Origin of the sequence: Cupriavidus basilensis OR16, assembly GCF_000243095.1 — a bacterium.
Lineage (GTDB): Bacteria > Pseudomonadota > Gammaproteobacteria > Burkholderiales > Burkholderiaceae > Cupriavidus > Cupriavidus basilensis_D.
The window spans coordinates 46,098-66,107 of record NZ_AHJE01000025.1 but is presented as its reverse complement, the minus strand read 5'-3'; the positions used below and the strand labels follow the sequence as shown (position 1 = coordinate 66,107).

Here is a 20,010-nt window from a genome sequence, read left to right as displayed (position 1 = left end):
CCTTCAAACAGGATCACGACCTTGTGGCCGGTCTCCACCACCCAGCTTTGCAGCTTGACCAGCTCGCCCTGCAGGCGAAACAGCTCACGGAAGTACAGCCGCCGCGCAGCCCGTTCGTCCTCGTCCAGGCCGCCACCGCCCTCGCCGAACAGCGTATCGACATGATGGTCTTCCAGCTCCAGCTCGAGTTCTTCGTCATAGTGATCGGCCACCTCGCGGTGGATACGCCGAATCAGCTCATTCTCGTCTGGTCTCATCGCCAACTCCTGTTCGCAGCCACGTGGTGACTGGCAGGCTAACCGGGAAATGTGACGCCTCCATGACTCACCGGCGGCGCGCTCAGTAAGCTCCCTGCTTGCGGAAGGCCCAGCGCCCCGCCAGCACGGTGAAGCTGGCCACCAGCACCACCAGCACCCAGAAACCGTGCGGATGGTCCGCCAGCGGAATCCCGCCCACATTCATGCCGAAAAAACCGGCGACGATGTTGATCGGCAACGCCAGCACGGTGACCAGCGTCAGCGTGAACAGCGTGCGGTTGGTCTGCTCGTTGAGCTTGGCCGCGATCTCTTCCTGCAGCAGCTTGATGCGCTCGACCAACGCCGCCAGGTCGCTCAGCACCAGCGAGAACTCCTCGGTGGAGTCGCGCAGGTCCTGGATGTCCTGCTCCTGCAGCCAGGCCGGAGGCCGGTTGAGCAGTCGGAACAGCGCGCCAGGCTCGGGCGCGAGCAGCCGCTGCAAGCGCACCAGGCCGCGGCGCATGGAGCCAAGCTCCGCGCGGTTGCCATGCAGGCGCTGCGAGAGCAGGCGATCCTCGACCTGGTCCACGGTAACGCTGGTTTCGCGCACGATGCGCACCAGCACATCGGCCTGGTCGCGCAGCAAATGCACCAGCAGCGCCAGCGGCGTGTGGAACAGCTCGCCCTGGCGCACCGAGGCGCGCAGCTGGTCGACCGAGCGCAACGGCTTCATGCGCGCCGTCACCAGGATGCGGCGGTCGGCACAGGCCCACAGCGTGGAGATATCGGTGTTGCTCACGCCGAAGTTGTAGATCACGTCGTTGACCACCGCAAGCAGCGCGGTATCGAGCCGCTCGATGCGCGTGGAACGCGAGCCCTCGCGCAGCGCCTCGAAGAACCCCTCCGGCAAGTCGAGCTGGCCCTTGAGCCAGCGCTCGCAGGCGCTATGCGACAGATTGAAGTGCAGCCAGAGAAATTCGTCGCCCGCCGGGGGCTGCCTGAGCCACACGGCCGCCGCGGCGGAATCGATGGGCTGGCCCGGCTCGCCGGGCAGGAAGCGGAAACCGCTGACCAGGCCAACCGGATCGGAGCCGTAGCTGGCTTCGACGATACCCGCATGCATGTGGTGCCTCTTCGAAAACGCGAAATCGCGAAGATGGGACATTAGCATGAGGGGATGAATGCATGAAGGCCGGCGCACGGCGCCGGCCTTCAATGGGTCCTGCCGGATGCGAGGCGCTTAGCCGAATTTGCGCCGGGCATCCAGCGCGAGGCCGGAACCAATGCCGCCGAACAGATCGCCCTCGATCCGCTGCGCCCCCGGGATCAGCTCGGACAGCCGCTCGCGCAACAAAGGCACGCTGCTGGATCCGCCGGTAAACAATACGGTGTCAATCGCGTCCGCCTGTACTCCCGCATCGCGCAACAACGCCTGCACCGTCACCTCGGTCTTGCCAACCAGCTTCGCAATGGACTGGTCAAAGTCAGTACGGCCTATCGCCATGGTTTCGCCCGGGGCAATGCGCCCCAGGTCGAGTTGCGTCTCCTGTTCGGCAGACAAGGCAATCTTGGCGGCTTCCACCTGGATTGCGAGCCAGTGGCCGGCGCGCTGCTTGATCAGGCTGATCAGGCGGTCCAGCTTGACCTTGTCGGCCGCATCGCGATAGTTGTCCATCACGTGCGACCAGGCCTTGCGCGTGTAGACCAGGTTGATGGTGTGCCAGCTCGCCAGGTCGAAATACTGGCTCGAAGGCATCGCCTTGCCGTTGCGCAGCTCGCTGCCCAGGCCCAGGAACGGCATCACGCTCGCCAGGCTCAGGCTCTTGTCGAAGTCCGTGCCGCCGATATGCACGCCGCCATTGGCCAGTATGTCGCCACGCCGGTCGACCTTGCCGGCCCGCTCGGGCGACAGGCGCACCAGCGAGAAGTCGGAGGTGCCGCCGCCGATGTCGGCCACCAGCACCAGTTCCTCGCGCGAGATCGTGGCTTCGTAGTCGAAGGCCGCGGCGATCGGCTCGTACTGGAACTCGATGTCCTTGAAGCCGGCATCCGCCGCGATCTCGCGCAGCGTCTGCTCGGCGAGCTGGTCGGCCTTGGGGTCTTCGTCGATGAAAAAGACCGGGCGGCCCAGCACGACCTTGTCGAAGCCGGCGCCGGCCGAGGTCTCGGCACGCTGCTTGAGCTCGCCGATGAAGTGCGAGAGCAGCTTGCGAAACGGCATGGCCTGGCCCATGACCTCGGTGCTGTCTTCCATCATCGAGGTGCCGAGCAGGCTCTTGAGCGAGCGCATCAGCCGGCCCTCATAACCCGCCAGGTAGTCGCCGAGCGCGGCACGGCCGTAGCTGACCAGCGGATCCTCGGAGTGAAAGAAGATCACCGAGGGCAGCGTGAGCTTGCCATCTTCCAGCGGCAACAGCGTGGGTTGTCCCGGCCGGCACCAGCCCACCGTGGAATTGGACGTGCCGAAATCGAGGCCGCAAGCGTTTGACATCATGTTTCTGGTTTCTTCCCTACTGCATGGTTAGGTCCGGGCCGGGATGGCGCTTGGATGGCGTTTGGATAGCAATTCCCGCACCGGACGTCGCGGCCAGCATGATAGCAAGCCTGGCCGGCGCGCCGGGGCCTGCGAAGTGCTCAAACAGGCGCATTCAGCAACGCGAGTATCTGCTGATGCAGCCGCGGGTCGCCGCAGGCAACCACGGTGCCGCCCTGCTGCGCATCGCCGCCGGACCAGCTTGTCATGACGCCACCGGCGCCTTGCACGATGGGAATCAGCGCCTGCACGTCGTAAGCCTTCAGGCCGGCCTCGACCACCGCATCCACATGGCCCGCCGCGACCATGCAGTAGGCGTAGCAATCGCCGCCGTAGCGCTGCATCCGGGCGGCGTCCGCCACGCGGCGAAACGCGGCGAACTGCGCCGCGTCCTCGAACATCTCCGGCGTGGTGCACATCAGCTTGGCCTGCGCCAGGTCGGCGCACGGCCGGGTGCGCAGGGGCTGGCCGTTGAGCCATGCCTGGCTGCCATCGCCGCTGAACCGCTCGCGCGTGAACGGCTGGTCCATGATGCCGATCACCGGCCGCTGGCCGTCATTGAGCGCGATCAGCGTGCCCCACAGCGGCAGCCCGGTGATAAAGGCCCGGGTGCCATCGATGGGATCGAGCACCCAGGTCAGCGGCGAGCTGCCGGCCACGCGGTCTTCTTCCTCGCCCAGGATGCCGTGCTCCGGGTACCTCGCCAGGATCAGGTCGCGCATGGCGCGCTCGGCAGCCTTGTCGGCCGCGGTGACCGGGTCGAAGCGCCGGCCGCCTTTGTCCTCTACCGCCGGGGCGCTGCGGAAGTACGGCAGGCTGGCGTTGCCGGCCGCCTGCGCGAGGCCTGCGGCGAAGTCCATGTATTCGATAAGCTGCTCGGCGGTCAAAGGCATGCGGAGATCCTGGGGTCCGTGGATGGTGTCGGGGCGGCGGCGGTATGCGCGGCTCCGGGCAGCCCGGGCTGTATGCGCGCAATGGGACAGCGCGGGCCGCGCGGCCCGCCAGCATTGTAGCGGGCCGTGGGAGCCGGGCATCGATAGCCTTTGGCGTCTCGCGGGCGGAGTGCTAATGTCAAGGGTGCGGGTAGCCGTCCATGCGTCGCCCAACAGTCCGTACCTTCTTTCGCCGAGCTCGCTGAGTGACTCCGGGGATACCCGTTGCCGACGTGCCCGCGTGCCAGAAAAATTTCCGTACCGCGTGTAAGTTCGTGCCGCCACCGTCGACAAAGGCACATAAACCGTTGCAACCGCACCTGCGAGCGCCACGGAACATTGGAGAAAGACGGTGGACACAGCCTCCCAGCTATCGCGGCCCGCGCACGACCGCCGCGGACAAAGGTCCGCCGCCATCCAGCCGGCATGGGTGCGCATCACCCATTGGCTCAACGCCATCGCCGTCATCATCATGGTGATGAGCGGCTGGCGCATCTATAACGCGTCACCGCTGTTCGGCCTGCATTTCCCCAAGGGCATCACGCTGGGCGGATGGCTGGGGGGCGCGCTGCAGTGGCACTTCGCCGCCATGTGGCTGCTGGTCGCCAACGGGCTGTTCTACCTGGTGATGAATGCGCTCACCGGACGGTTCCGCCGCCGCTTCCTGCCGCTGTCGGTGCCCGCAGCGCTGCGCGATGTCGCCGCGGCGCTGCGCGGCCGGCTGGCGCACCCGGACCTGGCTGAATACAACGCAGCCCAGAAGGCCATGTACCTGGGCGTGGTGCTGGTTATCGTGGTGACGGTGCTGTCCGGCCTGGCGATCTGGAAGTCGGTGCAGTTCCCGCTGCTGCGCGACCTGATGGGCGGCTATGACGCGGCGCGCTGGGTCCACTTCGTGTGCATGAGCGCCATCGTGCTGTTCATCGTCGTGCATGTGGCCATGGTGGCGCTGGTGCCGCGCACGCTGCTGATCATGCTGCGCGGCCGCTGAACGCCGGCCGCATTCACGAAATACCGCATCCACAGAACCGCATACAAAACCGCATCGCGGAGAATCGCCATGGACAAATCCAAACCCATCGTCACGCTAGACCGGCGCCTGATCCTGCGGGATGCCGTGCGTGAACTCGATATGCCGTCGCGCCGCCTGTTCGCCAAGCGCGCCGTCACGCTGGGCGGGCTGACGATGCTCACGGGTTGCAGCCTGACCGACGACGCCTCGGTGGACCGCTTCCTCACCGCGGTATCGCGCTTCAACGATCGCGTGCAAGGCTGGCTGTTCGACCCCAAGCGGCTCGCGCCCACCTACGCGGAGTCCATGATCACTCGGCCGTTCCCGTTCAATGCCTTCTACGGCGAGGACGAAGTGCCCGAGGTCGACGGTGCTGACTTCCGGCTGGAAGTCGGCGGCATGGTGGCGCGCAAGGATCCGTGGACCCTCGAGCAACTGTACGCGCTGCCGCAGACCTCGCAGGTCACGCGCCATATCTGCGTGGAAGGCTGGAGCGCCATCGGCAAATGGGGAGGCACGCCCTTCTCGGAATTCCTGCGTCGCGTGGGCGCCGACACCAGCGCGAAGTATGTGGGCTTTCGCTGTGCCGACGACTACTTCACCAGCATCGACATGCCTACCGCGCTGCATCCGCAGACGCTGCTGACCTTTACCTACGACGGGGAGAAGCTGCCGCCCAAATACGGCTTCCCCATGAAACTGCGCATGCCGACCAAGCTTGGCTACAAGAACCCCAAGCACATCATGGCGCTGTACGTCACCAACACGTATCCCGGCGGTTACTGGGAAGACCAGGGATACAACTGGTTCGGCGGATCCTGATCCGCTTGAAATTGGCCGACATGGTGCCGGCTTGCACACTGACATACCCAAGGAGATCTTCATGAACAAACTTTTCGCAGCCACCCTGCTCTCGACCACGATGCTGTTCGCCGGTCATGCCTTTGCCCAGGACACCATGAAGAAGGATGCCATGAGCAATGACAGCAGCATGGCCAAGGACACCATGAGCAAGGACTCGATGAGCAAGGACTCGATGAGCAAGGACAAGATGAGCAAGAGCCACGACAAGATGAGTAAGGACAAGATGAGTAAGGACAAGATGAGCAAGGACAAGATGGGCAAGGACAGCATGAGCAAGGACTCCATGAGCAAGGACGCGATGGGCAAGGACTCGATGGGCAAGGACACGATGAAGCAGTAAGCCTCGCACCTGCGTGCCTGCCAGGTTCGTGGCAGGCCATGTGACAGCGCCCCGGCTCTCGCCCGGGGCGTTGGCTTTTCAGGGCCGAGGATCGCCTGCGTCACTCCAGCGTATCGGGACATACCCGCAGCCGCGGTCGCTGAAAGGCGGATGAAAGCACTCGCGCCTACTGTGCTTGGTAAGCCATTGGGGTGCGCCTAGGCGCGCGCCTGCTGTCGATGACAATCTGTGGCGGAAACCAGCGTGGCCTTGTGCCGCGCCAGCTTCCTCCGATACGCGCGCGAATCCGCAAAAGAATACAGCGCGCGGCCTGGTCCGCCGTGCCTGCCCCTGGGGCAGATGCGCAGCCCGGGTTTCACTGCAGGCGAGGGAGACAGCCTCATGGAACTATTCGAACACCTGGCCCTTGGGTTCTCCACGGCGCTGACACTGCAAAACGTTGGGTACTGCTTTCTCGGCTGTGTGCTGGGAACGCTGATCGGCGTGCTGCCTGGCATCGGGCCGCTGGCGACCATCGCCATGCTGCTGCCGGTGACTTACACGCTGCCGCCGGTGGCTGCGCTGATCATGCTGGCCGGTATTTACTACGGCGCGCAGTATGGTGGCTCCACCACCGCTATCCTGGTGAACCTGCCGGGTGAATCGTCGTCGGTGGTGACCACCATCGATGGCTACCAGATGGCAAGGCGGGGACGAGCGGGCGTGGCACTGGCCACTGCCGGCCTGGGCTCCTTCTTCGCCGGCTGCGTGGCTACGCTGATCCTGGCCGCGTTTGCTACGCCGCTGTCGGAACTGGCGTTCAAGTTCGGCCCCGCCGAGTACTTCTCGCTGATGTGCCTGGGCCTGATCGGCGCCGTGGTGCTGGCTTCGGGCTCGCTGCCCAAGGCGGTCGCCATGATCGTGCTGGGGCTGCTGCTGGGCCTGGTCGGCACCGACGTGAACTCGGGCGCCGCGCGCTTCTCATTCGACGTGCCTGAACTGACCGACGGCGTCGACTTCGTCGCGCTGGCCATGGGCATGTTCGGCTTCGCCGAGATCATCGCCAACCTGGAGCAGAAGGAAAACCGCGAGACCTTCACCGACCACGTCACCAACCTGTGGCCCTCCAAGGCTGACTTCAAGCGTATGGCGCCGGCGGTGCTGCGCGGTACCGCGCTTGGCTCCATTCTCGGGATCCTGCCCGGCGGCGGTGCGGCGCTCGCTTCCTTCGCGGCCTACTCGCTGGAGAAGAAGACCTCCAAGTACTCGCATGAGTTCGGCAAGGGCGCCATCGAAGGCGTGGCGGGTCCGGAATCGGCCAACAATGCCGCGGCGCAGACCTCCTTCATCCCGCTGCTCACGCTGGGCATTCCGCCCAACGCCGTGATGGCGCTGATGGTAGGCGCGATGACCATCCACAACATCCAGCCGGGCCCGCAGGTCATGACCAGCAACCCCGCGCTGTTCTGGGGCCTGATCGCCTCGATGTGGATCGGCAACCTGATGCTGATCATCCTGAACCTGCCGCTGATCGGGATCTGGGTCAAGCTGCTGCAGGTGCCCTACCGCTACCTGTACCCGGCCATCCTGGTGTTCTGCTGCATCGGCGTGTTCTCGGTCAACAACCAGACCTTCGACGTCTTTACCGCAGCTGGCTTCGGTGTGATCGGCTACCTGTTCATCAAGCTCAAGTGCGAGCCGGCGCCGTTGCTGCTGGGCTTCGTGCTGGGGCCGATGATGGAAGAGAACTTCCGCCGCGCGCTCTTGCTGTCGCGAGGGACATTCACCGTGTTCCTGACCCGTCCGCTGTCGCTCGGCCTGCTGATTGCGGCTGGCCTGCTGGTCTGCATCGTTGCCCTGCCGTCGATCAAGGCCAAGCGCGAGGAAGCGTTCCAGGAGGAATGACGGAATGACGCCAGCGTGGCAACGCCGCCGCTGGCGGGCGCCTCATCGGTAACAGCGTTAGGGAAAGGACCCGCATAGGCCTACACTGGGAGAGTGCCGGTCCGGCACGGACGGACATCGATGGGGGTATCGAATGAATTACAGTCCCAGGCAGCCTGGTCAGCAAACAGCGCCGACCACACCCTGGAAGACACACTTCCAGCAACCCGGCGAAAAGCGGCGAACCTCCCAGCCCGGCCAGTTTGATCCGCAAGCGGTACAGCCCGCCGACAAGAAATAGCGTGACAAAGCCCGTGCCGCAATGGCCACGGGCTTTGTACTTTATGGCAGGTGGTTTGTCTGCGCGTCCGGCCGGATGCCTGCTAGGCTGCGCTACGCGCTTCCGCGCGGTCGTGGCCGGCCCAGGTCAGGCGCCACCCGGAGGTAGCGGTCTTGGCGACCAGGCCCGAATCCTGAAGCAGCAGTAAATGGTGGCTGAGCTTGGACGCGTCGGCATTGCCCAGCGCCTTGGCGAGCTGGAGATCCGTCATCATCGCCTGGCTGTCAGCGCGCAATGCCGACAGCACGCGGTCCGCAAAGGACATGTCACGCCTCATCTTGCACTCCCGGTGTCTCGAGCGCCTGACGGCAGCTCGCCACCGCCTCGGGTGAGCGTCAGGCGCAGGACGGGCACGCGCCGGTAGGGGCGGCACCCCGGGGCTTCTTGCTGCAAAGCAAGGTGGCACGGTCCAGCCTGACGTTCCGTCTCAGTCGCGCTTCAGTGGCTTCAGTGGCTTCGGTTGCTTCGGCTACTTCGGTTGCGCATTACTTGCGCCTTGATTACTTCTTCTTGCCTGCAGCGCCATCGTTGCCTACGCGCGACTGCACAGCGCCGAACGGTGCTGCGGGCGCGACCGGCTTCTTGGGTTGCTTGGGCTTCTTGGTTTCGCGGTTGCCGCGTAATTGACCTTTGGCCATGGTGTGTCTCCACGAGTGGGTTACTGCATTGCGTGCCAGGCGGCAGATCCAGCATACCCGCTTACTCCCGCGTTCAGTGAAATATCGCGCGCGAGCGCCTGCGCTTTACCGAAGCGGGAAAATCGCCCTCGGCCGCCTGGCGATCCGCGCCTGCCATTGCGCCGCCAAGTAAATCGGACGCCACCAGGCAAACAGCGTATGCTCGTCGAAGAAAGGAGATCATCATGTCTCAAAACCATGCGATCTACAAAGGGTTCAAGGTTTCGGCCAACGTACGCCGCTCGTTCGACGAAAGCGCCAATGCCGAACTTGCACGGGCGAGCTTTCTCGCCACCGTGACCATCACCCAGGTCAGCGGCGACAGCGGTTCGCTCCGGCTGGTCCCACCCTTGCTCGAGCATGTCGCGCACACGCCGCACGATGCCATCGACCTGGCGGTGTCCTATGCACGGACCGTCATCGACGACATGTCCACCTTCGTCAAGCGCAAGTAGTCCCGCCCCCTCGATTCGCCCGGAATTGCAGTCCATCGCGCGGCCGCCCTGACCGGCCTGGCCGCAGCCACGCCCAGCAAGACTTCCCCACGAAAAACCAGGAGACGACCATGGACCGACAAATCAAGAACAAGGCGGAACTGCGCGCAATGATTCGCGCCGAGCAGCAGAAATTCACGGAATGCAGCGGCGCCTGTTTTGGCGACATCTGCTGGCATGCGCCGGACGCAGGTGGCTGCAACTGGAATCTTTCCACCATGGAAGGCGGCGACAGCGCGGCCTGCATTGAAAAGATCCAGCCGTTCACGGTCTCGCTGCAAGCGCAGTACAATATTCCCAACGAGGGGAAGTAAGGCGACCAAGCGCCTGCTGCCGCTTAACTAGTGCCCCAGGCGCTCGATCCGAGCCTTTGCATTATCCAGGGCATCCTCCATGGCCAGCTCGCGCGAGCTGAACGCGTTGCCCTGGTTTTCAAAACGGCCGTGCGTGTCCAGCGTATAGACCCAGTTCCATTGGCCGAAGGTGCGCTGCGTCAGCTCGAAGTTGACGTAGTGGCCTTGATAGAAAAAACTCTCCGGCATCGATCACCTCGTTCAATTGCGGCCTGCCCGGCATCGGGCACCGGCTTCCCTGGGATACGACAGGTAGCGCCGCACCACGCCAGTGCCACGAGAGACGCTATGTGCAATGCCATGCCTATCGTACGCGCAAATCCGCGGGCGAGCGCCGATTGACGGAAAATGGTATCATTGGCGGTCTTGGCCGTTCGCCGACCCTCTTCTCGTCGGCCCAAACGTGCCGGCTGCCAGACATCATCAAAATATTAACGGCGGCCTGTCGGGCGTACACCCGATTCGTTCAGGGCGACAACCGCCCATCACCCTCCCGACCCGGCGGCATGTCCGCTCCGCAACCTGTGCGCATGTACCTGGCGCATCAGCCTGCGCAAGCACGGTCCACTCATTACCAGCCACCTTTCTCACGCAGAAGCGCGAGGCCTGACGTTGCTGGACAACTCAAACACGGCGACCGATCGCCAGAAGAGAGCACGCGGCGCACCACGAGATGCGCTCAACGTTGCCTCAGATCGTCCGCCCGCATAAGGGCAACACCTTGAATCAAAGCATCAATCGCATCAATAGCACCGCGCGCGCCAATCGCGCCAATCCGTACACCGTGTCGGTGTACCCAATACAACAAGAGCCAGGCGTGTGGTTTGCGACCTACCTGATCGCCGAATACAAGAACGGCTCCGAATGCATCGTCGCCAACGTCTCGATGCGCCATGCCACGCATGGCACCGAAGCCCAGGCTAAACAGGCCGCCCGACGCGCGGCCGAGAGCGTCGCTGCCGGTATGCGCCTGCAATAGGCCGGCCGCACGAAAAGCCCCCCGCATGCGTCTCAACCTACTGTGCAGCAGGTCTTGCTGCAAAAGGATCATCCTTGGCTAAAGAAGAACTAGTGGAATTTGGTGGACAAGTATCGGAAGTACTGCCGGACAACCGTTTCCGCGTCATCCTGGAGAATGGCTTCCAGGTGTGGGCGTATTCGTCCGGCCGCCTGAAGAAGAACCGCATTCGTATCCTGGCCGGCGATCGCGTCACGCTGGAAATGTCGCCCTACGACCTGACCAAGGGCCGGATCAACTATCGCCACAAGTACTGATACTGACTGGCCGGATATGCTGCCGCGCCGTCAAGGTGTTGACCCGCGGCCCCTCCCACCCTCTAACGAAAGGAAGAATCATGTCGATCAGCGAAGAATGGGAAGAGATGCACCTGACGCCGGGCGGCTGGGTAGGCGGAAGCTATCGCCACGTGCCAGGACCGGAAGTCACGGTGGCGCGCCCCGCGGATGAGGTGCTTACCGTGCGCAGGCATGTAGCCGCAACCTATTGCGGCCCGTCGCGCGCCACGGAAGACAGGACGCCGCAAACCGAAGACATGGCATTGATCGAATCGCTGCTGATCCGCTTCGGCAACCCGGCATTCGGTGTCTAGCCGGGCAATCCGGACTAGCACCATCTCCCGGGCGCTCCCCGCGCCCGTGCCATCGCCGGGACCAGCGCTGGCTCAGCCAGGAAACCGCATACGCGGCATGCTGGCGCCAACGCGAGAGCCAACCGGGCGCAATTCGCCCTCCCAAGGTTGCGCTCCCAGGTCCAGCACGTAGTCCCCTTCGCCAGCCTTGTCATAGAGGTTGTCACGAATCGCTTGCCCAATCGCCAGCCGGCACAACGCCTCGAAGCTGTCGACCATTTCCCCCGTCAAGGCCGCCTCCTTGGCCTGAACCCCAAATGAACGCCTGCCGTCGCCGACGAAGCTGGTGAAGCGCACGCCCGTCGGATGGCTGGAGTCGAGAAAGCTGACGGCTACGTGGTAGGCGATGCCCTTGCCTTGCCCCGGTAGCGTGCAGAGGAAGTTGGATGGTGTAGCAACCTTGTTCATGACGTATGCGCTCGCGGGCCGGCGCAACTGCGCACGGCAGGTTTTGACAGGTAGACCGGCGTGCGGGCATTGCACGGCGCGGCCCGATTTCCTATTGCTTCCGATTGCTTCCGATTGGCTGGCAACTGCCAGGCCGGGCTACGATACACATCTGCACCGACAGCATAACGGCACGCGCGGGCAACGCCGGGCTGTTAAGCTGGATTTCCGGCGCCGCGTTACAGCGTGGCCACAGACTCACCGGGGATCAGCCCGTTAATAATATCTTCACCAAACTTCACGGCACCCCTGCGCGCCGTGCCGATATTCTCCCACGGCGTGCTTTCCAGGCGGAACACGCGAGTGCGTTCGCTGCCGGGCCGATGGCCCTCGCGGCAGATCACCACGGACGCATTGAAGCTGCGATCCGGCTTGGTCCTCGGCCAGGATTGCGCAGGCTGGATCTTGTACACCAGCGGATAGAGGTCGAATCCCTTGTAGCTGGCGGAAGGCGTATTGTTCATGTAGTGCTCCAGGCGGCTGGATGCCGCAACTGGCCTTGTGCCGGTTCGCTTGCGATGGCCTCAGCGACGTCGTGCGCCATCTCGATTTCAAGCGTCCTGGCGGACCAGGTAAGGCTCCTGGCATCAGGGATCTGCCAGTTTGCAGTCACCACGCGTTGCCTTACCGGCCAGATCCTGACATCTTGCCCGGTAATTTCGTCAAGGACCGGCTTTACGAAGGCAACGAGATCTAGCATGACGCCACATCCGCGAACGGCCCGCGCGCCATCGGCGCGACAGACAAGCGGGACATTCCGGGAATCTCGTCAACTGGCGACGATGCAGCGGTGGCTGGCAGCTTGGCCAAGCCATGGACAGGCGAGGACATGGCAGGCGCGCCTGCGTCATCCTCGTGCAGCGACGGACATTGCCGCATATCGCTTCATGCGTCAGAGCGATACGACGGATTGCCCGGGAATCGCGCCGTTGATGATGTCCTCGGCGTAACGAACGACACCACGGCGCGCAGCGCCGACATTGTCCCACGGTACCGTGTCGAGACGGAACGTTCGGGCTTGCTCGCCCTCGGGCTCGCCGCCTTCGCGGCAGATCACGACGGCGGCATCGAAGGTTCTGTCTGGCCTGCGTTCCGGCCAGGTGCGCACCACCGCATGCTTGTACACGAGAGGGTATAAATCGAACCCTTTGTAGCTGGCAATCGGATTGACGTCCATGATGCACTCCACAGTTCCACTGAGTCCCACTCTACTCCTATTGGGAGCAGCCTCATGACCTTTATTTTGGCCGCGCGGGCGGGACTGGTGCGGTAGCGGAGGCGGCGGCCGGGGCGGCTGAAGGCGTGGCTGCAGCATTGCCGACGGCGGCGGCGGCACTGGTAGCTACGGCGGTGTTAGCCGCAGCGGTGGCAGCCGTGGCGCCAGGCGCGGTCCGCGCGGGCTTTGCCGCCGCGGGCTCGGTCAGGGTCAGCAGCATGTCCGCGTACCAGGCCGAGTTCAGCCCAAGCACTTCGTCCTCCGCCAGGTCGCGCGAGCCAACATCGAAGCGGGCGGAGTGAATGCCGAGCAGCATCCACGGCAGGTCCAGCTTGTCACCCCGTCCATCGCGCATGCGCGAGACCACAAGCGCGCCGCTGGTGCCGCGATGGGTCCTGGCATCGGTCAGGAAAAACCCCTGGCCCTGGAAACGCAATCCGTAGGCGGATGCGACCACGGCCTGGCGTGCGACCGGTAAATGATGGAGCGCGTCATGAAAACCCAGGGGAAATCCAACGATCAACAGAGAATCGCCCACCTCAACGTGATCGGAAGGCTGCGCCAGATGCTCCGGCGTAAAGGCTCGGTACAGCAGCTTTGGCGGCAACGCCTTGCGCTCGAGCTCTACCACGGCGACATCGACCGGACCACCGCCGTCCTCGCCTTCACGCCAGACAGCAAGCCCGTCCCGGTACAGCGGAATCGAAAAGCCGATCGAGTCGGCCATGTTCTCCGGCTGGCTATGCAGTTCGATCTCGATGCGGTCAGGGTGGTGCTTGCTTGGCTCGTCGAATACCACATGGCGACTGGTCACCACGAAGAGCCGGCCGTCGCGCTCGAAGAAAAACCCGCTCGCATTGGTCAACGGCTGCTGGCCCTCGAAGGACGAGACCCGGACGGCAGCAAGAAGGATGGATTCGACCATAGGCATGATGATTGGGCGCAAACGCGCCGCGATGATTCCCGGTCGGTAAAAAAAAAGCCCCGCTAAGCGGGGCTTTTTTCTAGGCGATTCGAATCGGCTCGATTAGATCGGCTCGATCTTGGTCGCTGCGGGGCCCTTTTGGCCAACGCCTGCGACGTAACGCACTTTCTGGCCTTCTTGCAGCGACTTGAAACCGCCGCCTTGAATTTCCGAGAAATGCGCGAACAGGTCGTTGCCGCCTGCGTCAGGGGTGATGAAGCCGAAGCCCTTGGAGTCGTTGAACCACTTGACGGTACCGGTTTCCATGCTGGATATCCTTTAAACCTTAAAAGTTCTGGATGAGCCTGATGCTCACCAGGCATGACGATCAAGGAAGGAACATGGAGCAAACGAATCGCCGCTTGGAGGGGACGATCCATAACATCTGAGTAACCGCTTGAAAGATCCTGCACCAACATTTATACAGGCCTGGGATAGGCATGTCAACTTGCCAACGAAAAAAGTGGCGCATCGGTTGCGAATCCGGCCTTTTCCGCGCTGCGGGCGCCCCCGCGTGCGTGAACAGACACAAGCCTTGCAACGGCGGTTTATAGCCGCATGAACGTGCTACAGTCACCCACCTCCCGCCGCCGGATTCCACTGACACGCAGCGCATCAAGGTGCCACGCCGCCCCGCGATGACGGTCAGTACCTTTGTGTGCCAGGCCTGCGGCACTGGATGGATCTACCGCGACGGGAAGAATGTCGATGCCCAGGGCTGGCAACTCGCGCCGCAACAGGCGCCGGTCCCGGACCTTCAATGATGCAGCCACGCGCCCGCAACTGCTCGGCGCTATAGCACCACACCAACAAGATGGGCCCGACGGGCCCCGCACGCCCACTAGCTGGCAATCACCACCACTGCCGCATCGTTCACGCGAGACGGCGTCGCACGTACGCCCACCTGACCACGGCGGCGCGCGTCGCTCCGCGCGGCAACCCTCCAGGAACAGGATGATCCAGCGTATCGGACTATTTTTCACCGTAAGCCTGCTGCGTCTGCTCGCCGCCTTACCCTATAGCGTGTGCGCCCGCTTCGGCATGGGTCTGGGCGCCCTGCTCTACCGCATTCCCAGCCGGCGCCGCAGCGTCGTGCAGACCAACCTGCGGCTTTGCTTTCCCGACACGAGCGAAGCGCATCGCCATACCCTGGGCCGGGCGCACTTCAGCCATGTCATCCGAAGCTACCTGGAACGCGGTGTGCAATGGTATGGCGACGCCGGCAAGCTGAATGGCCTGGTCGAACTGGACTCCGCCATCGAGCTCGGCAACGCCGAGGCCGGCCCGACCATCTTCCTGGGATTCCATTTCGTGGCGATCGAGGCCGGCTGCATGTTCTACTCGATCAAGCATCCCGTGGCCTCGCTCTACTCGAAGATGTCCAATCCGTTGCTGGAACAACTCGCCCGGCAGCAGCGCGGCAGGTTCGGCACGGAGATGATTCCGCGCAATGGCAGCGTGCGCCAGGCCTTGCGCGCGCTCAAGTCGGGCACGCCGCTGATGCTCGCGGCGGATATGGATTTTGGCTTGCGCGACTCAGTATTCGTGCCGTTCTTCAACGTCTCCGCTTGCACGCTCACCTCGGTGTCTCGCCTCGCAGCGCTCAGCGGCGCGCGCGTCGTGCCCTTCACGACCGCTGTCCTGCCCGGCTACCGCGGATACAAGCTGAAGATTTTCGAAGCGCTGGCGGGCTACCCTAGCGGCGACGAAAAGGCCGATGCGCTGCGCATGAACGAGTTCCTGGAGCGACAGGTGCGCGCCATGCCGGAGCAATACTACTGGGTGCATCGCCGCTTCAAGCACCGCCCCGAGGGCGAGGCGCCTGTCTACTGAGATACCTGGGGCAGCGTGCATGCGCCGCCCGTTCTCCCATCAGTCTTCGTAGCCGTCCAGGCCCACGCGATAGAGCGTGGCGCCCACCTTCTCCAGCAGCGCGCGCGCTGCGTCGGAAAACGGCTCGCTGGCAAGCAGCGCGGCCAGGCCAGCCACGGCATCGTCCACCGATAGCTCCACCGTGTCGTCGTTGGCAATACGCTCGAAGGTGCTGATCACTACTGTCGGATCCATCCAGATTCCCCTGCAAATGTCGAACTCTGCCGCCCGGGCCTGATGCCCAGGCTAGCAAGCTGCGCGCATGGTAGCACCACCGCGCCGCCTGTCAGCGCTTTGGGGGCAAGGCGCGCAGGCGGCGATCCACTTCCAGCAGCGTGTCGCAATCGTCGCTTCGGTTGGCGAAGCGCTCGGCGATCGCACTGCATTTTTTACAAAGCGCGGCCCGCATGCGTCGGAGACAGTGCAAGATGAAGTGTTCTTGTTCGGTAACGACTGGCCGGGAATCCGGCGGCGACCACCGCCAGCGCGTGATTCACGCGGGCAAAGCGGTCTTGTCACGTCCTCCATGCAGGATTCATTCCTTTAGCCGCGATCCTGCCAACCCGCCGGGCACGATTCCTGCCACGCATTGCGCACAACGCGGCCATCCGCGCCAATGGTGCCCAAGATGCCGAACCCACTGGAAAAGTACCACCGGAAGCGCGACTTTGTCGTCACAGCGGAGCCCAAGGGCGCGCAAAGCCGGCGTACCGGCGCACTGTCCTTCGTCGTGCAAAAACACGCCGCCAGGCGCCTGCACTACGACTTTCGCCTGGAGCTCGACGGCACCCTGAAAAGCTGGGCGGTGCCCAAGGGCCCAAGCCTGGATCCGGCCGACAAGCGCATGGCGGTGCAAGTAGAGGATCACCCGCTCGACTATGGCTCCTTCGAGGGCGTGATCCCGCCGGGGCAGTACGGCGCCGGTACGGTCATCGTGTGGGACCGTGGCACCTGGGTGCCCATCGGCGACCCGCATGCCGGCTACCGGGACGGCAAGCTCAAGTTCGCCCTGAAGGGCGAAAAGCTCCACGGGCAATGGACCCTGGTGCGCATGCGCGGCAGGCAGGACCAGGATGCGAACAAGCCAGCGTGGCTGCTGATCAAGGAGCGCGATGGCGAGGCGCGTGCGGCCTCATCGTTCGACATTGTGGAAGCGATGCCCGACAGTGTGCTCTCGGGCAGGCAAATGCATGGCGCCGCAGCGGGGAATGCCGGCATGCCTCCCGCAGCGAAGGCCGCCGGCCTGCCGCTGATGCTGGCCCCGCAACTGGCCACCCTGGCCGACGAGGCGCCGCCGGACGATGGCGAATGGCTGTACGAGGTCAAGTTCGACGGCTACCGCTTGCTCGCGCGCATCGACGGCAAGGCGGTGCGCCTGTTCACGCGCAACGGCCGCGACTGGACGGCCAGGCTGCCCGGGCTGGCCAAGGCCGTCGGCGCGCTTGGCCTGCGCTCGGGCTGGCTCGACGGCGAGATCGTGATTACCGATGAACACGGCAGGACGGATTTCCAGGCGTTGCAGAATGCCTTCGAAAACGCGAAGGTCGACGCGGTCCGGTACTTCGTGTTCGACCTGCCCTACTGCAATGGCTTCGACCTGCGCGAGGCACCGCTATCTGCCCGCCGCGACCTGTTGCGGCGCATGCTGGCCGACAAGCCATCGGAGTCCTTGCGTTTCAGCGAGAGCTTTGAAGCCAGCGCTTCCGAGCTGCTGTCGGCCGCGCACAAGCTCGGGCTCGAAGGCATCATCGGCAAGCGCGCTGATGCGCCCTACGTGTGCGCGCGCTCGCGCTCCTGGATCAAGCTCAAATGCACGCTACGCCAGGAGTTCGTGGTGGTCGGCTATACCGATCCGGCGGGTTCCCGCCAGGGCATCGGTGCGTTGCTGCTCGGCGTGCATGACGAGCGCGGGCAGCTGCGCTACGCCGGCAAGGTCGGGACCGGCTTCGACGCCGATACGCTGTCTTCCTTGCAGCGCAAGCTCGATGCGCTGCGGCAGGACGCCTCGCCGCTGCAGACAGGCGCCGCGGGCAAGCCAGCGGGCAGGATGCCATCGCACTGGGTGAAGCCCAAGCTGGTGGCCGAGGTCTCGTTCGGCAACTGGACGCAGGAAGGACGCGTGCGCCATGCGGTGTTCCATGGACTACGCGCGGACAAGTCGCCCACGGCAATTTCGGTGGAGCGCGCGGTCCGGCTCGCGCCGAAGGGCGAGGTTTCAGCACGCGCCACCACGACGACCAAAGCCAAAGAGGCAAGAACCAATGCAAGGACAGCCCCCGCATCGGGCGTGCGCATCAGCCATGCCGAGCGCGTCATTGATGACGCGACGGGACTGACCAAGGGCGACCTGGTTGCATACTACGAGGCCATCGCTACGTTGCTGCTGCCGCATTTGCGCGGGCGGCCGGTGGCGCTGGTGCGCGGGCCCGGCGGCATCGGCGGCGAGCTGTTCTTCCAGAAGCATGCGGACACCCTGCGCATGCCCGGCATCAACACGCTCGATCCCGCGCTCTGGCCAGGGCACCCGCCTTTGCTCGAGATCGCCACGCAAGCGGGCATCGTCGCGGCGGCACAGTTCAACGTGATCGAATTCCATACATGGAATGCCAACAAGCGCAGGCTCTCCAAGCCAGACCGGGTGGTGTTCGACCTTGACCCCGGCCAAGGCGTGCCGTGGGAGCATGTGCGCGAAGGCGCTGCGATGATGAGGGCCGTGCTCGACGAACTTGGCCTGCGCAGCTTCCTGAAGACCAGCGGCGGCAAGGGCCTGCACGTGGTGGTGCCGATCTCGCCGCGTCACGACTGGGAGGTCGTCAAGGCGTTCGCCAAACAGCTGGTGACGCATATGGCCCAGACCATTCCCACACGTTTCGTGGCCAAGAGCGGGCCTCGGAACCGCGTCGGCAAGACGTATATCGACTATCTGCGCAATGGCTTCGGCGCCACCACGGTCGCCGCCTTCTCCGCGCGGGCACGGCCCGGGCTAGGGGTTTCCGTGCCGCTGGCGTGGGCTGAACTTGACACCATCACATCCAGCGCGCAGTGGACCATCACCAGCCTCCACGAGCGGATCGGCAAGCAGCCAGCAGATCCCTGGGCCGACTATGCCACCACCCGCCAAACGCTCACCGAGCCGATCAAGCTGCTGATGCCCTGAGCGCCGCGTCACCGGTTCGCGGGCAATGCGGCCAGGCCATCCAGCAGCGCCTTGTGGAACGCCTTTGGATCTTGCATCTGCGGCGCGTGCCCCAACTCGGGAAACTCGACCAGCCTGGCGTTCGGCAGCGCTTTCAAGGTGCGCTGTGCCAGCACCGGATAGTTGCCGATTCTCGCGCGGACCTCCGGCGGTGCGGCGTCCTTGGCAATGGCGGTGGTGTCCTTGTCGCCGATCAGCAGCAAGGTCGGTGTCTTCAGGGCGCCCAACTCATACACGACCGGCTGGGTGAAGATCATGTCGTAGATCCGCGCGGAGTTCGCGGCCACTTGCTGCTTGCCCGCGCCGCGGTTCATGCCCGCCAGCATCTGCACCCAGGGCTCGTACTCCGGGCGCCACGTGCCGACATAGTAGGTAGCCTGTTCGTAGCTGCGGATCTTGTCGGCATTGGTGGCGAGCTCGCGGGCATACCATTGATCGACCGACAAGGAAGGCACACCCAACGCCTTCCAGTCTTCCAGGCCGATCGGGTTGACGAGCGCCAGTTGCTCCGTCTGTTGCGGGTACATCAGCGCGTAGCGCATCGCCAGCATGCCGCCCGTGGAATGCCCGATCACCGTCGCTTCCTGGACGCCGACGAAGGCATGGGTGTTGCGCGCCAGTTGCTGGAAACTGTACTGATAGTGCGCCGGCTTGCTGGATTTGCAGAAACCAATCTGGTCAGGCGCAATGACGCGGTACCCGGCCGTGCTGAGCACCTTGATCGTGTCCTCCCAGGTTGCCGCGCAGAAGTTCTTTCCATGCAGCAAGACCGCGGTGCGGCCATTGGCGTGCTCGGGCTTGATGTCCATGTAAGCCATGTGCATCGCTTCGCCTTGCGAGGTGAACGCGAACTGCTGAACCGGCGCCGGATAGTCGAAGCCTTGCAGCTCGGGCCCATACGCGGGACCATCGTCAGCGCCAGCCAGCGCGACGGGCGAGACGGCAACGGCTGCCGCGGTGAACAAGGCAAACAGGAATTGGCGATGAAACGTCATGAGCGTGGTCTCGGCTATCGAAGAAAA

25 protein-coding genes and 1 pseudogene are annotated in these 20,010 nt (G+C 64.1%); 12 read left to right on the top strand and 14 right to left on the bottom strand.

The window, feature by feature from the left end; genetic code table 11:
• From OR16_RS10625 to hisN, 4 genes and pseudogenes are all read right to left on the bottom strand, one after another.
• A pseudogene (locus OR16_RS10625) lies at positions 1–257 on the bottom strand (polyphosphate kinase 2); the annotation flags it as partial.
• An 82-nt stretch (positions 258–339) separates the two neighbouring features.
• A complete protein-coding gene (locus tag OR16_RS10620) occupies positions 340–1,359 on the bottom strand; it encodes a transporter (protein WP_006157970.1) in 1,020 nt (339 codons plus the stop codon).
• Between the two features lie 117 nt (positions 1,360–1,476).
• Positions 1,477–2,730 (bottom strand): Hsp70 family protein, encoded by a 1,254-nt coding sequence (locus OR16_RS10615; protein WP_006157969.1) that lies wholly within the window; start codon positions 2,728–2,730, stop codon positions 1,477–1,479.
• A 140-nt stretch (positions 2,731–2,870) separates the two neighbouring features.
• Complete coding sequence (gene hisN / locus OR16_RS10610; RefSeq protein ID WP_006157968.1) at positions 2,871–3,662, bottom strand: histidinol-phosphatase; 792 nt, start codon at positions 3,660–3,662, stop codon at positions 2,871–2,873.
• Between the two features lie 391 nt (positions 3,663–4,053).
• Here hisN and OR16_RS10605 point away from each other — a divergent pair, with 391 nt between their 5' ends.
• The 4 genes from OR16_RS10605 to OR16_RS10590 all read left to right on the top strand — a co-directional run bounded on the left by OR16_RS10605 (position 4,054) and on the right by OR16_RS10590 (position 7,801).
• Positions 4,054–4,692 carry a cytochrome b/b6 domain-containing protein gene (locus OR16_RS10605; RefSeq protein ID WP_006157967.1) on the top strand — a complete coding sequence of 213 codons (639 nt, stop codon included), beginning with the start codon at positions 4,054–4,056 and terminating at the stop codon, positions 4,690–4,692.
• Between the two features lie 69 nt (positions 4,693–4,761).
• Positions 4,762–5,535 (top strand): molybdopterin-dependent oxidoreductase, encoded by a 774-nt coding sequence (locus OR16_RS10600; protein WP_006157966.1) that lies wholly within the window; start codon positions 4,762–4,764, stop codon positions 5,533–5,535.
• Positions 5,536–5,596: 61 nt separating this feature from the next.
• A complete protein-coding gene (locus tag OR16_RS10595; RefSeq protein ID WP_006157965.1) occupies positions 5,597–5,917 on the top strand; it encodes a pentapeptide MXKDX repeat protein in 321 nt (106 codons plus the stop codon).
• Positions 5,918–6,298: 381 nt separating this feature from the next.
• Positions 6,299–7,801: a tripartite tricarboxylate transporter permease gene (locus tag OR16_RS10590; protein ID WP_006157964.1), complete on the top strand. Its 1,503-nt coding sequence runs from the start codon at positions 6,299–6,301 to the stop codon at positions 7,799–7,801.
• Positions 7,802–8,163: 362 nt separating this feature from the next.
• Here the strand turns inward: OR16_RS10590 and OR16_RS10585 are convergent, their stop codons facing one another.
• On the bottom strand, positions 8,164–8,385 hold the full coding sequence (locus OR16_RS10585) for a hypothetical protein (protein WP_006157963.1): 222 nt from the start codon (positions 8,383–8,385) through the stop codon (positions 8,164–8,166).
• A gap of 235 nt (positions 8,386–8,620) precedes the next feature.
• Positions 8,621–8,758, bottom strand: a complete 138-nt coding sequence (locus tag OR16_RS44515) for a hypothetical protein (protein WP_006157962.1) — start codon at positions 8,756–8,758, stop codon at positions 8,621–8,623.
• Between the two features lie 224 nt (positions 8,759–8,982).
• On the opposite strand from OR16_RS44515, the gene OR16_RS10580 reads away from it, so the two are divergent.
• Together OR16_RS10580 and OR16_RS10575 are read left to right on the top strand one after the other, a co-directional pair.
• Positions 8,983–9,252, top strand: coding sequence for a hypothetical protein (locus OR16_RS10580; protein ID WP_006157961.1), 270 nt, complete (start codon positions 8,983–8,985; stop codon positions 9,250–9,252).
• Positions 9,253–9,362: 110 nt separating this feature from the next.
• Positions 9,363–9,605 (top strand): hypothetical protein, encoded by a 243-nt coding sequence (locus tag OR16_RS10575; RefSeq protein WP_006157960.1) that lies wholly within the window; start codon positions 9,363–9,365, stop codon positions 9,603–9,605.
• Between the two features lie 27 nt (positions 9,606–9,632).
• On the opposite strand, the gene OR16_RS10570 is transcribed toward OR16_RS10575, so the two are convergent.
• Positions 9,633–9,833, bottom strand: a complete 201-nt coding sequence (locus OR16_RS10570; protein ID WP_006157959.1) for a hypothetical protein — start codon at positions 9,831–9,833, stop codon at positions 9,633–9,635.
• A gap of 544 nt (positions 9,834–10,377) precedes the next feature.
• Here OR16_RS10570 and OR16_RS10565 point away from each other — a divergent pair.
• The 3 genes from OR16_RS10565 to OR16_RS10555 all read left to right on the top strand — a co-directional run bounded on the left by OR16_RS10565 (position 10,378) and on the right by OR16_RS10555 (position 11,254).
• Positions 10,378–10,623, top strand: coding sequence for a hypothetical protein (locus OR16_RS10565; protein ID WP_043419246.1), 246 nt, complete (start codon positions 10,378–10,380; stop codon positions 10,621–10,623).
• 74 nt (positions 10,624–10,697) lie between these two features.
• Positions 10,698–10,919, top strand: coding sequence for a translation initiation factor IF-1 (gene infA, locus OR16_RS10560; RefSeq protein ID WP_006157957.1), 222 nt, complete (start codon positions 10,698–10,700; stop codon positions 10,917–10,919).
• Between the two features lie 80 nt (positions 10,920–10,999).
• Positions 11,000–11,254: a hypothetical protein gene (locus tag OR16_RS10555; RefSeq protein WP_006157956.1), complete on the top strand. Its 255-nt coding sequence runs from the start codon at positions 11,000–11,002 to the stop codon at positions 11,252–11,254.
• Between the two features lie 72 nt (positions 11,255–11,326).
• Here OR16_RS10555 and OR16_RS10550 read toward each other — a convergent pair whose 3' ends face one another.
• Together OR16_RS10550 and OR16_RS10545 are read right to left on the bottom strand one after the other, a co-directional pair.
• The gene (locus OR16_RS10550; RefSeq protein WP_006157955.1) at positions 11,327–11,701 is read right to left on the bottom strand and encodes a hypothetical protein; all 375 of its coding nucleotides are present in this window, start codon (positions 11,699–11,701) and stop codon (positions 11,327–11,329) included.
• Positions 11,702–11,919: 218 nt separating this feature from the next.
• Entirely contained in the window at positions 11,920–12,204 is a 285-nt protein-coding gene (locus OR16_RS10545) for a hypothetical protein (protein WP_006157954.1), read from the bottom strand.
• Between the two features lie 20 nt (positions 12,205–12,224).
• Between OR16_RS10545 and OR16_RS44005 the strand changes: the two genes are divergently transcribed.
• Entirely contained in the window at positions 12,225–12,437 is a 213-nt protein-coding gene (locus tag OR16_RS44005; protein WP_158001343.1) for a hypothetical protein, read from the top strand.
• 195 nt (positions 12,438–12,632) lie between these two features.
• Here the strand turns inward: OR16_RS44005 and OR16_RS10535 are convergent, their stop codons facing one another.
• The 3 genes from OR16_RS10535 to OR16_RS10525 form a co-directional block, all read right to left on the bottom strand.
• On the bottom strand, positions 12,633–12,917 hold the full coding sequence (locus OR16_RS10535; RefSeq protein WP_006157952.1) for a hypothetical protein: 285 nt from the start codon (positions 12,915–12,917) through the stop codon (positions 12,633–12,635).
• 61 nt (positions 12,918–12,978) lie between these two features.
• Complete coding sequence (locus OR16_RS10530; protein WP_337459823.1) at positions 12,979–13,887, bottom strand: S1C family serine protease; 909 nt, start codon at positions 13,885–13,887, stop codon at positions 12,979–12,981.
• A gap of 96 nt (positions 13,888–13,983) precedes the next feature.
• Positions 13,984–14,187 carry a cold-shock protein gene (locus OR16_RS10525; RefSeq protein WP_006157950.1) on the bottom strand — a complete coding sequence of 68 codons (204 nt, stop codon included), beginning with the start codon at positions 14,185–14,187 and terminating at the stop codon, positions 13,984–13,986.
• A 687-nt stretch (positions 14,188–14,874) separates the two neighbouring features.
• Between OR16_RS10525 and OR16_RS10520 the strand changes: the two genes are divergently transcribed.
• Entirely contained in the window at positions 14,875–15,753 is an 879-nt protein-coding gene (locus OR16_RS10520; protein ID WP_006157949.1) for a lipid A biosynthesis lauroyl acyltransferase, read from the top strand.
• Between the two features lie 39 nt (positions 15,754–15,792).
• On the opposite strand, the gene OR16_RS10515 is transcribed toward OR16_RS10520, so the two are convergent.
• Positions 15,793–15,987 carry a hypothetical protein gene (locus OR16_RS10515; RefSeq protein ID WP_043419220.1) on the bottom strand — a complete coding sequence of 65 codons (195 nt, stop codon included), beginning with the start codon at positions 15,985–15,987 and terminating at the stop codon, positions 15,793–15,795.
• A 421-nt stretch (positions 15,988–16,408) separates the two neighbouring features.
• Here OR16_RS10515 and ligD point away from each other — a divergent pair, with 421 nt between their 5' ends.
• On the top strand, positions 16,409–18,949 hold the full coding sequence (ligD, locus tag OR16_RS10510) for a DNA ligase D (RefSeq protein ID WP_006157947.1): 2,541 nt from the start codon (positions 16,409–16,411) through the stop codon (positions 18,947–18,949).
• Between the two features lie 8 nt (positions 18,950–18,957).
• On the opposite strand, the gene OR16_RS10505 is transcribed toward ligD, so the two are convergent.
• Positions 18,958–19,983 (bottom strand): alpha/beta fold hydrolase, encoded by a 1,026-nt coding sequence (locus OR16_RS10505; RefSeq protein WP_006157946.1) that lies wholly within the window; start codon positions 19,981–19,983, stop codon positions 18,958–18,960.
• Positions 19,984–20,010 lie beyond the last annotated feature (27 nt).

Excerpts from the sequence above, each read along its gene's own strand:
- OR16_RS10505 (WP_006157946.1), bottom strand. The coding sequence starts at position 19,983 with ATGACGTTTCATCGCCAATTCCTGTTTGCCTTGTTCACCGCGGCAGCC.
- OR16_RS10535 (WP_006157952.1), bottom strand. The coding sequence starts at position 12,917 with ATGGACGTCAATCCGATTGCCAGCTACAAAGGGTTCGATTTATACCCT.
- OR16_RS10585 (WP_006157963.1), bottom strand. The coding sequence starts at position 8,385 with ATGTCCTTTGCGGACCGCGTGCTGTCGGCATTGCGCGCTGACAGCCAG.
- OR16_RS10550 (WP_006157955.1), bottom strand. The coding sequence starts at position 11,701 with ATGAACAAGGTTGCTACACCATCCAACTTCCTCTGCACGCTACCGGGG.
- OR16_RS10570 (WP_006157959.1), bottom strand. The coding sequence starts at position 9,833 with ATGCCGGAGAGTTTTTTCTATCAAGGCCACTACGTCAACTTCGAGCTG.
- OR16_RS44005 (WP_158001343.1), top strand. The coding sequence starts at position 12,225 with ATGCCGCAACTGGCCTTGTGCCGGTTCGCTTGCGATGGCCTCAGCGAC.
- OR16_RS10525 (WP_006157950.1), bottom strand. The coding sequence starts at position 14,187 with ATGGAAACCGGTACCGTCAAGTGGTTCAACGACTCCAAGGGCTTCGGC.
- ligD (WP_006157947.1), top strand. The coding sequence starts at position 16,409 with ATGGTGCCCAAGATGCCGAACCCACTGGAAAAGTACCACCGGAAGCGC.
- OR16_RS10575 (WP_006157960.1), top strand. The coding sequence starts at position 9,363 with ATGGACCGACAAATCAAGAACAAGGCGGAACTGCGCGCAATGATTCGC.
- OR16_RS10530 (WP_337459823.1), bottom strand. The coding sequence starts at position 13,887 with ATGCCTATGGTCGAATCCATCCTTCTTGCTGCCGTCCGGGTCTCGTCC.
- OR16_RS10580 (WP_006157961.1), top strand. The coding sequence starts at position 8,983 with ATGTCTCAAAACCATGCGATCTACAAAGGGTTCAAGGTTTCGGCCAAC.
- OR16_RS10515 (WP_043419220.1), bottom strand. The coding sequence starts at position 15,987 with ATGGATCCGACAGTAGTGATCAGCACCTTCGAGCGTATTGCCAACGAC.
- OR16_RS10600 (WP_006157966.1), top strand. The coding sequence starts at position 4,762 with ATGGACAAATCCAAACCCATCGTCACGCTAGACCGGCGCCTGATCCTG.
- OR16_RS44515 (WP_006157962.1), bottom strand. The coding sequence starts at position 8,758 with ATGGCCAAAGGTCAATTACGCGGCAACCGCGAAACCAAGAAGCCCAAG.
- OR16_RS10555 (WP_006157956.1), top strand. The coding sequence starts at position 11,000 with ATGTCGATCAGCGAAGAATGGGAAGAGATGCACCTGACGCCGGGCGGC.
- OR16_RS10590 (WP_006157964.1), top strand. The coding sequence starts at position 6,299 with ATGGAACTATTCGAACACCTGGCCCTTGGGTTCTCCACGGCGCTGACA.
- OR16_RS10615 (WP_006157969.1), bottom strand. The coding sequence starts at position 2,730 with ATGATGTCAAACGCTTGCGGCCTCGATTTCGGCACGTCCAATTCCACG.
- OR16_RS10520 (WP_006157949.1), top strand. The coding sequence starts at position 14,875 with ATGATCCAGCGTATCGGACTATTTTTCACCGTAAGCCTGCTGCGTCTG.
- OR16_RS10620 (WP_006157970.1), bottom strand. The coding sequence starts at position 1,359 with ATGCATGCGGGTATCGTCGAAGCCAGCTACGGCTCCGATCCGGTTGGC.
- OR16_RS10595 (WP_006157965.1), top strand. The coding sequence starts at position 5,597 with ATGAACAAACTTTTCGCAGCCACCCTGCTCTCGACCACGATGCTGTTC.
- hisN (WP_006157968.1), bottom strand. The coding sequence starts at position 3,662 with ATGCCTTTGACCGCCGAGCAGCTTATCGAATACATGGACTTCGCCGCA.
- OR16_RS10545 (WP_006157954.1), bottom strand. The coding sequence starts at position 12,204 with ATGAACAATACGCCTTCCGCCAGCTACAAGGGATTCGACCTCTATCCG.